This window comes from Rhodococcus sp. IEGM 27 (assembly GCF_033142305.1).
GTDB classification, from domain to species: domain Bacteria; phylum Actinomycetota; class Actinomycetes; order Mycobacteriales; family Mycobacteriaceae; genus Rhodococcus_F; species Rhodococcus_F oxybenzonivorans.
On record NZ_JAWLSG010000004.1, the window covers coordinates 1 to 12,472 of the forward strand.

Sequence of the window (12,472 nt, forward strand, 5' to 3'; positions counted from 1 at the left end):
TCTGGACCCTGCAATTCTCCGCCATCAACGCAATCGCCGCCCGCGACGGCGCGCAATAACACAAAACACCACACCCCGACCCGGGGTCAGAGCGCCCTTCTTCAGGATCCACACGCCCCAGGAGGACCAATGTCAGCCGCCATCACCCCCAACCATTCCGTCACGCTCAACGACAGCGACAACCCGGCCGCGCCTGTGCCGGTGGTGTCATGATGGCGGCCATCTCGCACAGGCTCGGCGCCCTCGTGCACCATGGCGCGGAGCCCGAAGTCGGGGCGGACACCACCGTTCTTCGATCGGTGTCGTCCGGATGTGAAGTTTCCCGCAGTACCCGGATCGGTCGTGCTGTAGTGGTATCGGTATTGATCCCACTCGGCGTTTTCTATCTCGGCCCGAGAATCTACGATCTCACCGCAACGCCTGGGCGCCTGCAGCAGTCTGTCGAAGCGGCAGACCGCTACAACCCGTCCCTGACTCGGCTCGTCGAGCACGAGCGCGTGACAGTGAGTGCCTTCGCGGCACTGGACAGGGTGCGTGAGTGCCTGACCGATGTTCTCGGCATGGGCGAAGCGGTGTCGGTTGAGCTCAGCACCCTCGTCGGAACAATTTCGGTAGATCTGCAGGAAATTCTCGACCATACCGGCGTCGACGTCGCCGAGCTGGTCGGTTCACTCGAATCCCTCAGCACTCGCATCGGCGCATTGCAGGCACCGGCGAACGGTGCAGCCACGGCCTTGTCGGAGAATCGCGCGACGATGTCGGCCATCCTGGACGACGTGCGTGTGACGGCCGGCCAAATGCACGACACCCGTCTTTCCGTGGAATCCGCAGCCGCCGATCTGTCCGGAAGGTAAGTAACTGATGGTGTTTTTCGGACGACCTGGTGGACCGGCCAGAACGGTTCTCGCACTGGTAGCCGTCGCCGTACTCGGCCTGTTTTCCATCGTGATCTTCAACCTGAACAGGAGCCTGGACAGCCAGCAACGAGTCAACGCGACCAGTGTCGGTGTTTCCGAGAGCTTCCTCGATGTCAACGATCAGCTCACCGCGGAGCTCGGAGAACTGACTCAGCTGACCGGGACTGCGGAGTCGGCGCTCCAATCCATCAGGGCGTTAGGGCCACTCCTGACGGAACTGCATCACGCATTCACGCCGGTTGCCGGCTCTCTGTCGAGCACCGCTCGAGGCGCCCAGATCACCAATGAGCAACTTGCCGTAATTGCGCACATCCTCGGTGAGGTCCACAACGTCATCCTTCCCCTGGTGGACTCCGCTCAGGCGTTCGGTCATCAGGGCGAAGATTTGTTGGCGGTGATCGAGGGATTGATCGTCGACTTACAGAGTGCGGTTGAATCCGCGGCGACGATCAATCAGATGCTTCCATTGCCGGGCTGAGTACCGACCGGCCCGCCACCCCTGCCTCTCGACCGACTGGACGTGACATGCGACGTAAGAACCGAAGCCCGAATGGTCCTTTCGACCTGACCGCACCTCGAAGTGCCGTGTTGCCCTCGGCTGGCCCGCAATCAGAGGGGTTCGCGGTCACTCACCCTGTCACCAGGTACTCGATTGCCACCGAATGGCTGGGCCGACTAGCGGCGGTCATGTCTGCCGTGCTGCTCGTGCTCGTGCTGAACGCAATTTCCGAGGGGCTGGCGGTTCGGCAAAGCACCCACGCCATCGTGGACAACTTCGGGCAGGCCAATCAGTACTTCGACGAGCGGGCCGATCTGGCCGCGCCTGCCCGTGTGCGAAGCGAGCTTGCAGACCTCAGAACAGTTCTCGCCGAACTGAATTCGGCGACGGCCGTGGACGTTGATCTGCTGGCCGCAATGCTGCCCGACATGCATACGTTGGTGGCTGCCGGTCACAACGACGTCTCTATCGCCCACCAGCTCCATGGCATTTCCTCGTCGCTTCAAGGCGCAGCCGGATCGCTACACGCCATCTCCGCCGACGCGGACGTGGCGGTGGTCAAGGTGAACGATCGGCTTCTGGCTGCCCTGCAAGTGGCCGATCAGCTCAACGCCGAACTCGAGCGTACGACGGTCAAACTCGCGCCGCTTCCGGCGCAGGGAAATCTGATCCCCGCCCCGACGGGAGGGAAGTAATGGTGGGCAGTCGAACTTTCGCCGCGGTTGTGCTGGTACTCGGTGTGGCGCCCGCCATCGGCTTGTGCGTAATCAACGGCTTCTTTCCCACGTTTCGTGATATCAGCGACCCTCTCGGTCGGCCGTCGACCTTGAGCGTGCAGATTATCGATTCGGCCCGACGACTCGACGAACTGACCGTCGAACTGGAACCGAAGCACGCGCGGTTGGCGGCGGACATCCAGGTTCTCGGACCCATGTCTAACGACCTCGCCGTGTTGGTCGGTCGGAGTGTCGAACTGTCGCCGTTGTCAGCGACTTTGAGGGGCAATGCATCGAAGGTCGCGGACATCTCGGCGCCATTGCCGAACGTGGTGACGAGCGTTACCGCGCGTTCCGACGAGGCCGGCGCCACCGTCGACGGACTGTCGACGGCGGTCGGTTCCGTCGCGACGGAGCTGCAGGGAATCCACGAGGGTTTGACCACAATGCAACTCACTGTTCTCGCACTCGGCCCGAAGATGTCGGGGATCGCCTCGACGCTGGCGACGATCCAGGAAGAAGCTGCGCATGTTCGGGAGTTCGGTCCGCTCCTCGCAGTGGTGGGACCTCCGTTCAACAGTCTCGGTATCCCGTCCTTGGGTTTCGAGGCACCACCGTTACCGCCGCTGCCTCTTCCCTGAGCATCCGGATAGCCTTTCTTTCGTTCGACGGAGTGAACATGCAGATGCACATGCAGAAAAGATTTCGGTTGTCCTGGGCGATCACCTTGGCATTCACCATTGCGGTGTTGAGCGGCCTATTGATCCTCACGAGAGACCTGGGTATCACGAATGACACGTTCAAAAACGGTGTCGTACAGGCGCAAGAGCTCGACGCGACGACCGATGCCGCGCTCGACGGGGCGCATCAATTGCCACCCGCAGCCGAGGCGGCACGGCAAGGGCTGCCGGAGGTGGTCGGCGTCATCGATTCCCTCACCCGAGCGAATCAGGTGCTGGGCACTCTCGGTGACCAACTCGGCACCCTCGGTACCACGCTGACCGAGGCTGACGCCCCTTTGGCAGGCACCATTTCTGCCGGTCGGGGGGCAGGCGGAGAGGCCGGTGCGGCCGTTGTTCCGCTCGGCGGGATAGCGGCAACCCTGGATGATGCGAACGTCAACGCGCAGGCGCTCGGCCAGAAGCTGGATGAGACGCTCACTCTGTCGCAGACGATCGACCAGAAACTACGCGTCGCGTTGCTGCTGCCGAAAGTCGGCAACTGACAGAAATGAGATCACCGTGGGGTCATGCTGTGGGCGGAGGTGACCTCGACGAGGACCTGCCATTGGGCCCCCCTTTGTTGCCCTGATGCTGAATCGCGGTCCCATTTGCCTGCCAGGCGGCGATATCCTGAAGGCACATTCTCCTTCGAGACGAGGCAAGTTGCCTCATCGAGGATCGGATCGTCCAGGTCCTGTTCTCGCTCTCCGGGGAGACGGTGAGGACACTCCGATGGCCGCAGGTGATCCGTTCGAGACCCAGCGCGGCGTGGCCCACACGGTCACGGCGGAGTTGAGCGCTGAGGGGTTCGAGGACGCCCACGAGATCGGCCGTGGCGGGTTCGGTGTCGTCTACCGCTGCGTGCAATCGGCGCTGGACCGCACTGTGGCGGTGAAGGTCCTTGCTGCGGACCTCGACGAGGAGAACAGGGTTCGGTTCTTCCGGGAACAGCGGGCGATGGGTCGCCTCACCGGGCATCCGCACATCGTGAGCGCACTGCATGTCGGAGCCACCGACAGCGGTCGCCCCTATATCGTGATGCCCTACCACTCGCAGGACTCGCTCGACGTCCGGATACGCCGCGACGGCCCACTGTCGTTGGAGGAAGCACTCACGCTCGGGGTGAAGATGGCCGGTGCGCTCGCGACTGCACACGGCCTCGGGGTCTTGCACAGGGACCTCAAACCCGGGAATATCCTGCTCACCGACTACGGGGAGCCGGCGCTGACCGATTTCGGCATCGCCCATATCGCCAGCGGATTCGAGACCGCTACCGGCACCGTGACCGGGTCACCGGCCTTCACCGCGCCCGAGGTGCTCAGCGGCGAACCGCCGACCGAGGCCTCGGATATCTACGGTCTCGGTGCGACGGTGTTCTGCGCCGTCACCGGTCACGCGGCGTTCGAACGCCACAGCGGTGAGCATGTGGTCGCCCACTTTCTCCGGATCACCACCCAACCGGTTCCGGACCTGCGCGAGCACGGCGTTCCCGACGACGTATCGGAGATTGTCGGCCGCGCTATGGCCACCGACCCGCGGCAGCGTCCTGCCACCGCCGCCGACTTCGGCGATGAACTGCGCCGGATCCAGCTCCGCCACGGCTTCCCGGTCGACGAGATGGCCCTGTCCGGGGAACAGGCCGACTCACGGCGCGATCCGGATCCGGCGCGCGCCCGCCCGAGGTCCACGGCGGCTCCGCCACCTTCACCGTCGATGGCACCCGCCGTGAGGACTCCGGTGAGTAATCTCCCGCTCGAGCTCACCAGCTTCGTTGGGCGCCGCCGTGAGTTGACCGAGGCGAAGCACTTGCTGTCGTCCTCGCGTCTGGTGACGTTGACCGGGATCGGTGGTGTCGGGAAAACGCGTCTGGCGCTTCGGCTGGCCGCCGAGGTCCGGCGGGGATTCGGCGACGGAGTCTGGTTGGTCGAACTGGGCGAGTTGCGGGACGGGTCGCTGCTGGTGGACATGGTGGCCTCCGCGCTGGGGCTCCGGGATCAGCCCGCGCGACAGCTCGACGACGTGGTGGCGGAGTTCCTCGACGCCCGGCACCTGTTGCTTGTACTGGACAACTGCGAGCAGGTGGTGGAGGCTGTCGCGGCATTGGCCGAGATGCTGCTGCGCACATGTCCACAGCTGCGGATCTTGGCCACGAGCCGCGAACCCCTGAGCGTCGGCGGGGAGACGGTGCTGCGTGTACCGCCGCTGACGGTGCCTGCCCCGGACCGCGAGACGTCGCTGCGCGGGTTGCCCGGGTACGACGCGGTGATGTTCGCGCAGCGGGCCGCTGCCGCCGTGCCCGGATTCGAACTTACCGAGGACAACCGGATGACGGTGGTCCGAATCTGCCACCAACTCGACGGCCTACCGTTGCCGATCGAGCTGGCGGCGGCACGGTTACGGGCGATGTCGCCCGAGCAGATCCTGCAGCGCCTGACCGACCGATACACGCTGCTGACCCTCGGCAATCGTGGTGCACCGACGCGCCAGCAGACCCTGCGACTGTCCATCGACTGGAGTTATGAGCTCTGTACGTCTCGGGAACAGCAGCTGTGGGGCGAGCTGTCGGTGTTCGCGGGAAGTTTCGAACTGGATACTGCCGAGGCAATCTGCGGGGAGGACCTGACTTCGGAGGAGTTGCTCGACACAGTGACGGCATTGGTCGACAAGTCGATCTTGATCCGGGAAGACGCCGGCTCGGCGGTGCGGTTCCGGATGCTCGAGACCCTGCGCGACTACGGCAAGGAAAAGGCCGAGCAGACCGGCATCCATTCGATATTGCGACGACGGCACCGCGATTGGTATCAGCGTTTGGTGTTCCAGGTGGAGGCCGAGTGGATCAGTCCGCAGCAGTTGGAGTGGATAGCGCGGCTCGAGAGGGAACAGTCGAATTTGCGTGAGGCGATGGAGTTCTGCCTGTTGGAGGAACCCGACACCGGCGCCGAGGCCGGTCTCCGGATAGCGGCGGCCCTGTTCCCGTTCTGGCTCTCCCGCGGACTGTTCCGGGAGGGACGGCACTGGCTCGACCGCGCCCTGGCGCACAACCCCGCGCAACCGACCGATTCACGAGTCGGGGCGCTGTACGCCGCCAGCGTTTTCGCGGGCGTTCAGGGTGACCTTCCGGCCTCGAGGGCTCTGGTGGACGAAGCGCAGGCTCTGATCCCGCAGATAACCGACCCGCTGGTGCGCGCACGGGTCACCCATGCAGACGGTCTTCTTGGCCTCGTCAGCGGCGACCTTCCTCATGCCTGCACACGTATGGAGGTAGCCCTGGAGGTATTCGGCGACCGCGGCGACCTGTCATTGCGGGTGTGGGCGCTGATGATGCTCGGGTTGGTGTACGAATTGCAGGGAGATGTTCCGCGGGCGATCGAGTGCCATCAGAAGGTTCTGGACATCACGGAAGCACACGGTGAATCGGTATACCGGTCGTACTCCCTGTGGGCGCTGGGAGTGGCGGCCTTGCAGCAGGGCGATCGCGGTCAGGCGGCGGAACTGCTGGAACAGTGCTTGCGGCTGAGCCGGTTGGTGGACGATCCATTCACTGCCTCGATGACCCTGGAGGCTCTGGCGTGGATCGCCGGCACCGAGGACCGCGCACGACGTGCCGCCATCCTGATGGGGGCCGCAGAGGCGCTGGGCCGTGCCCTGGGAAGCACCTCTGTGCTGTTCCCCACCTTGCTCGTACGCCACGAGGACTGCGAGCGGCTCACTCGCACTGCACTGGGTGAGCGCGCATTCGAGGCGGCCAGAAGGGAGGGTGCGCTCATGGGATTCGAGGGAGCGGTGGCCTACGCCCTCGGCGAGCGCACCGAGGCCACGACACAGCCCGCCGGTAGCAGTGCGACGGGCCTGACCAAGCGGGAGCGAGAGGTCGCAGAGCTGGTAGCGCAGGGCCTCACCAACAAGGCCATCGCCGCCAAGCTGGTGATATCGCCGCGCACCGCGCAGGGCCATGTGGAACACATTCTGACCAAGCTCGGGTTCACCTCACGAACACAGATCGCGGGTTGGGTCCTGGAGCACGCGCAGGACAAGCGCGGCTGACCGGTACGGCGACGCCGTTCTGGTCAGCACGCCGCGTGCACCTTCTTGTAACCTCGTTCCCAGGCCCCTCACACGGGGCGATGCGAACTGGGGAAGGTGGACGCGGATGCCGAGCCCCGACAAGGAGGCCACAGTTCGGTTGACGTCCGAACAGATCATCGAGCGGCTGGTCGACGCGGCGACGACTCTGCTCGCGAAGGCGGGCCCATCCGAGATCAAAGCGCGGTCGGTCGCTGAAGCGGCGCAGGTGTCCACGATGTCCGTCTATTACCATCTCGGGGGCCTGCCTGAGCTGCTTCAGGCCGTAGTCGACAGAGGCTTCCGAGATCTCGCCCTTGCCTTCGAGTCGGTACCCGCCAGCGACGATCCCGCCGCGGATCTCTTCGGTATTGCGTTGGCCTGCCGACAACTGGCCCAGGCCAATCCGCATCTCTATGACCTGATGTTCGGCCTCGCGACGCGCCGTGGATACCGACAGCTCAGACCAGCCCGCCCAGGTGCCGCTGCCCAGTCCGAGGCGTTTGGGACTGCGTATTCGCATCTGGTCGGCCGATGTGCCCGTTTCGTAGAAAGCGACCGCATCCGCGGCGGCGAGAATCCGGAAGTTATCGCCACGCAGCTTTGGAGCTGCGTGCACGGATTCGTCACCCTGGAGTTGGGCGGTCACTTCGCCCAGTTCCCCGATCCGGTCGACCAGGTCCTGCAGCCGACAATGGTGAACTTGCTGGTGGGACTAGGCGATACCGCGGAGTCAGCACAGTCTTCGCTTGTGAATGCACTCCGCGCGCATTCGCGCGAGTGGGACCGCAGCGCCGCGGATCCACAGGCGAGAGGGTAACCAGCCGCAGTACCGTGATCAAGTGCGTGAGCGTCCAGTGCTTGCCGCTCCGGCCCGATTCAGCTGGCCAAGTCATCAATTGTCGACGCAGAGTGCGGGTTCAGGGTGTCCGTTTCCGCCTGCATCTCGACACTGGCAATGCCGAAGCACTCCCGATAGTCGCTGGGCGACATCGACAGGAACTTTCGGAATTCGCGACCGAAATGGCTTGCGTCGTAAAACCCCCAACGGTGGGCGATAGACCCGATTGGAATGTCAGTGGCGACCACGTCGCGGCGTGCGCTGGCGAGTCTCTGCATGCGCACAACCGACCCGACGGTGTCGCCCGTGAGGGAGAAGGCGCGATGCACCGTGCGGCTCGAGACGTTGAACGCTCTGGCCATGTCAGCGACGCGGATCGGGCCGCTCCGAAGGTGCTGCTTGATCCACTGATCGAGCTGTGATCGGAGGGCGGGCAGGAGCGTAGGACCGTCACATGCCGCACGGGTGCTGCTCCGGATCACCCCGGCCACCAGCGTGAGCAGCGCCTCTCGCGCCGCCTCTGCGTCTGCGGCGTCCATGGACGATACGTGCGAACCCATGCTTTCTACGAAACTGATCAGGACCCGCGCCAGCGGGCGGGATTGATCGAGCATCACACAATCAGGGATAGAACCGCCGGTGTCGTATGACGCCAGTGCGGACAGGGGGATGACCACACTGCGTTTCCGGAGGCCGGGCGATACGGTCGATTTGTACGCCACTCGACCCGTCGAGATGAGGCCGGTTCCAGGTCTTATGCGAGCGGTGCCCGATTGCAGTTCGAAGTGTTGAGTGCCGGATGATGCTGTGAGCAGCATCAGCACCTCGGTGTTCGACGTTTCGATCAAACGCTTCGTGCGACTCACTTTCAGTGTGGGGCAATCCCACTCAGTGACTTTGATGTCGCTCAAATCGAGGGATCGTAGCAATCCGTGGCCTCCACCCTCTGCGTCGGCCGAGATATCGATTCCCATCGGCACGAGCCGCTCAGCCATCACGTTCTCCCAAGCCGACCGGCGGTCCCCCTGCTCGACCTGGCAGAGGTCGAGCAGGGGGACCGAGTCGTCTTTCATGACGCTCTGTTCCAGCGGCCCCGAACGAGAATGTCCGTCCGTCCAGCGTTCTTCAGCAGCACGACGTACTTCGGAAACAGCTGTGTGGCCGCCGGAACGACTCTGGGCGAGGTCGTCATATTTCGGTCGATCATTGCGCCTGTAGTCACAGGACCGAGGAGATCCGGCGCTGCGTGAAGTAGACATGTGATCGATTCCAATCCTGAAGGCCGTGGCGCAACTGGACGGCAACGAGGTTGCTCGCAGTCCATAATGAAAGTTGTAACGAAGTTAGGGATAGGCTACGCGGTGCACTTTCCTGTGGCAAGGGTCACATTGATGTGGGTGTTAAGTGAGTTTTCCGGCACGGGTTCGACGTGCAATCAGATTGCGCTGACGGTCGCGGTCTCGCAAATTCCAATCGCCGTGACGTCGTGTCGAGGACGATTTCCGGGGAAGCGCGGCGAGCATGTTGTGGATCGCGAGCACGGCGCCGAAGGATGTGGGGCGTTCACGCTCGATGATGTCGATAAGACCATGGGCCGAACTGGTCGACGAGGTCGGACCCGACGAAGATGCGGTGGTCGCCGTACCGCGAATCTTCAAAAGGTGGACTGCGCACGCTGCGGCGGCATGCTCGGGGCGGACATCGTGTACTCCGGAGAGAACGCGCTGGAGATTGCGCCGCCGCATCGTTCGAACTGGTCGACGCCACGGACACGCTCTTGATCGCGGGTTCCTCGCTGATGTTGAGGCCGGCCCGCGTTTCGCGCGACATGCAGCCAAACAGGGCGAGGCCGTCGGCATCGTCAACCGCGGCCGGACTCGAGGTGACGACCTCGACGCACTCACTGTTGACGCCTGGTGCGCGACCACATAGGCCGAAGTCTTGGCCGCTACGGCGGCCAGTTCAGCCGAAGTGGCAGACGTAGTGCAGCGTTGTCAGGACCTCGATCTCAAATGAGCTGTTGCCGGGGACGTTGAACGAATCGCCGCCGCGGTAGGTGAGGGTTCCGGGCTGACCGGCGAGCGTGACCTTGCATTCGCCGTCGATCAGTTCCATGATTTCCGGCGCGGCAGTGTTGAACGTCAGGATCGAGGGCTGGATAACACCGACCGACTTGGAGGTGCCGTCGGCGAGCTCAATGTTGTAGCTCACGCATTTGCCGTCGAAGTACACATTGGCCTTCTTGGCCACGCTGACGTTCTCGAACCGCGCCATGATCTCTTTCCCGAGGTGATGAAGGTGGAGCCGTCAGCGTACGTGACCCTGGTCGGCCGCTCGGACGGCGGGCGCGGAGCGTCGCCAACTTCGAACTCCTGCACGACGGATCTTCGCGACCCGAATCGCTGGTGAGCCCTGTCCTCGACGGTGGAAAGTGGAAGGTCCGGGCGACCACGCGCGGATTGCACGGCTCGCCGATCGCGACGCTCGACCTGACGGAGGTCGAGCGTCGCGACCAGTCGTCTGTCACGAAGTTGCGTTCCATCTTTCGGACGGCATCACTTGACGAGCAGGTCCGTCCGTCCGTCCTTCTTCAGCAGCTCGATGTAGACCGGGAAGAGCTTCGTTTGCGCCGCCACAGCTTTGGCGACGATTGCCATTTTCCCTTCCATGCCGATGTTGCCCTTCATCACAGCCATGGTCAGATTGAGATCGCCCTGCCAGAAGCGGTTCGCATATTCGCCCGTCATCCTGAGGATGGCATCTGCCTCCTCGTCCGCGGCGCCGGGAACGGCGCTCAGGTTCGGTATGTCGATGATCATGCAGCCGTCGGGTTCGGTGGTGAGCACCTTGAAGACCCCCGGCGTGTTCGAGAGCTTTTCGAACAGGTCCGGGTCGCTCTTTGCCTGTTCGAAAGCCATGCCGATGTACTTGTACAGTTCCTCGGCGGTCGGTGTTGCGGACATCTGTTGGTTGTTCCTCTCGTGACGGCCGTAACACGACCGGGCGGCAACGAAGTTGCTTTCTCCATTGGAGCGGGCACTGTGACGAACCAGATATGTGGCCTGGGTCGCAACTTAGGTTAGGAGCGGAACGTGGCGCTCACTAGGACCACGACGACCGGTGGCGGTATTGCCACGCCACTCCAGCGAGTTGGTTCGAACGCGCTTACGCGGTCGACATCAGCGCAATGAACCGAAGAACCGTAATCGGGTGTGCGATCAGCCCCTTGACGATGAGCTCCCTGCGGAGAATTGCGCGGATCACAGCCATACCCTGCCTGCTGAAGAAGCCTGTCGGGATCAGCCCGCCCGCCCGCATCCTCAGCTGTGACACGGCCATCAGCTGATCGCCCGTCGTGTCGATCACGGTGACACTTGGTAACCCGGCTATATCGTTCAGAACCAAGGCCTTGTCGGATCCGAAGAGAATTGTGCATTCTGTCCCGGATCCGCCTTCGCGCACTGCAATCGGCCGTGTCATTCGAGCGGCTGTCTTGCGTCGTTCCGGAAAATTGTCAAAATTCTCTTGGAGAAGTAGTCCAGTCAACGATGCCATGCCGTTGGGATCACCATCAGCGTAGAATGTGCACTTGTACAGGTCTTCGGTTGTTTGAGTCATGCGGGGAGCCTTTGCAGAGTTGATTAGCTGGCCAAGTCGTTCATGGTCGATGCAAATCGCGGGTTCGGCGTTTCGATATCGGAACGCTTGCCGACATGGAAGGCTCCGAAACTATCCCGATAGTCGCTCGGCGACATGGACAGAAAAGTCTTGAACTCGCGACCGAAATGGCTGGCGTCGTAGTACCCCCAACGGTGGGCGATAGACCCGATCGGGAGACTGGTGGCGACGACATCGCGGCGGGCACCGGCGAGTCTCTGCATACGAACGACCGATCCGACTGTGTCTCCTGTCAGGGAGAAGGCTCGATGCACCGTACGGCTCGAGACATTGAATGCCTTGGCCATGTCGACCACGCGGATCGGGCCACCGCGTAGGTGTTCCTTGATCCACCCCTCGAGCTGTGACCGCAGGGCCGGAAGCAGGGCCGGTCCGTCGTACGCCGCGCAGGTGTTGCTGCGGATCACCCCGGCCACGAGCGTGAGCAGCGCGTCGCGCGCGGCGTCGACCTCGGCTGAGTCCATGGACGTGATGTGGGTACCCATGCTGTCCACGAAGCTGATCAGCAGGCGCGTCAGCGGACGAGATTGGTCGAGCATCAGGCAGTCGGGAACCGCGCCGCCGGTGTCATAAGGGGCGAGGGCCGCGAACGGGATGACTACGCTCCGCTTCCGAAGCCCGCTCGACACGGTGGAGGAGTACGCGACTCGAGTCGTCGAAATGAGAGCGGACCCAGATTCCATACATGCGGTGCCTGAATCCAATTCGAAGAATTGACTCCCCGCCGATGCGGTGAGGAGAATCAGCGCCTCGATATCCGTCGTCTCGACCATTCGTTTCGTGCGAACGAGTTTCAGCTCAGGGCAATCCCATTGGGTGACTCTGATATCGCTGAGGTCGAGGGATCGGCACATCCCATGGGGGTCGTCGTCCGAGTCGGCCGAGAGGTCGACCCCCATGGGCACAAGCCGACCCGCCATCGTCCGCTCCCACGCTGCCAGGCGGTCTCGGGGGGGGGGGGGGGCGCCCCGCCGGCGCCCCGACGCCCACGGGCCCACCCACCCCGGGGGTCTCCAGGCGTAAAAAAAAAACAAACA

General features: G+C 63.3%; 12 protein-coding genes. 7 read left to right on the plus strand and 5 right to left on the minus strand.

Translation table 11 applies throughout. The features are described 5' to 3' along the window. The first annotated feature begins 209 nt into the window (after positions 1 to 209). The 7 genes from R4P95_RS14855 (at position 210) to R4P95_RS14885 (ending at position 7,736) form a co-directional block, all read left to right on the plus strand. On the plus strand, positions 210 to 854 hold the full coding sequence (locus R4P95_RS14855; RefSeq protein WP_249354466.1) for a hypothetical protein: 645 nt from the start codon (positions 210 to 212) through the stop codon (positions 852 to 854). 7 nt (positions 855 to 861) lie between these two features. Next, positions 862 to 1,395, plus strand: coding sequence for a hypothetical protein (locus R4P95_RS14860; protein WP_317746092.1), 534 nt, complete (start codon positions 862 to 864; stop codon positions 1,393 to 1,395). A 209-nt stretch (positions 1,396 to 1,604) separates the two neighbouring features. Further along, on the plus strand, positions 1,605 to 2,111 hold the full coding sequence (locus R4P95_RS14865) for a hypothetical protein (RefSeq protein ID WP_213576914.1): 507 nt from the start codon (positions 1,605 to 1,607) through the stop codon (positions 2,109 to 2,111). Next, positions 2,111 to 2,773 (plus strand): hypothetical protein, encoded by a 663-nt coding sequence (locus tag R4P95_RS14870; protein WP_213576913.1) that lies wholly within the window; start codon positions 2,111 to 2,113, stop codon positions 2,771 to 2,773. Before R4P95_RS14865 ends, R4P95_RS14870 begins: the two co-directional genes overlap by 1 nt. A gap of 38 nt (positions 2,774 to 2,811) precedes the next feature. Further along, positions 2,812 to 3,357 (plus strand): hypothetical protein, encoded by a 546-nt coding sequence (locus tag R4P95_RS14875; protein WP_213576912.1) that lies wholly within the window; start codon positions 2,812 to 2,814, stop codon positions 3,355 to 3,357. Between the two features lie 229 nt (positions 3,358 to 3,586). Further along, positions 3,587 to 6,898, plus strand: coding sequence for a protein kinase domain-containing protein (locus R4P95_RS14880; RefSeq protein WP_317746091.1), 3,312 nt, complete (start codon positions 3,587 to 3,589; stop codon positions 6,896 to 6,898). Positions 6,899 to 7,004: 106 nt separating this feature from the next. Beyond that, positions 7,005 to 7,736: a TetR/AcrR family transcriptional regulator gene (locus R4P95_RS14885; protein ID WP_213576910.1), complete on the plus strand. Its 732-nt coding sequence runs from the start codon at positions 7,005 to 7,007 to the stop codon at positions 7,734 to 7,736. A 59-nt stretch (positions 7,737 to 7,795) separates the two neighbouring features. Here R4P95_RS14885 and R4P95_RS14890 read toward each other — a convergent pair whose 3' ends face one another. The 5 genes from R4P95_RS14890 to R4P95_RS14910 form a co-directional block, all read right to left on the minus strand. Next, positions 7,796 to 9,016, minus strand: coding sequence for an AraC family transcriptional regulator (locus tag R4P95_RS14890; RefSeq protein WP_317746090.1), 1,221 nt, complete (start codon positions 9,014 to 9,016; stop codon positions 7,796 to 7,798). Between the two features lie 703 nt (positions 9,017 to 9,719). Further along, positions 9,720 to 10,031, minus strand: a complete 312-nt coding sequence (locus R4P95_RS14895) for a pyrimidine/purine nucleoside phosphorylase (RefSeq protein WP_213576909.1) — start codon at positions 10,029 to 10,031, stop codon at positions 9,720 to 9,722. A 281-nt stretch (positions 10,032 to 10,312) separates the two neighbouring features. Continuing rightward, complete coding sequence (locus R4P95_RS14900) at positions 10,313 to 10,720, minus strand: SCP2 sterol-binding domain-containing protein (protein WP_213576908.1); 408 nt, start codon at positions 10,718 to 10,720, stop codon at positions 10,313 to 10,315. Between the two features lie 202 nt (positions 10,721 to 10,922). Continuing rightward, entirely contained in the window at positions 10,923 to 11,375 is a 453-nt protein-coding gene (locus R4P95_RS14905; RefSeq protein WP_317746089.1) for a hypothetical protein, read from the minus strand. A gap of 23 nt (positions 11,376 to 11,398) precedes the next feature. After that, positions 11,399 to 12,355 carry a helix-turn-helix transcriptional regulator gene (locus tag R4P95_RS14910; protein WP_317758300.1) on the minus strand — a complete coding sequence of 319 codons (957 nt, stop codon included), beginning with the start codon at positions 12,353 to 12,355 and terminating at the stop codon, positions 11,399 to 11,401. Positions 12,356 to 12,472: the final 117 nt, after the last annotated feature.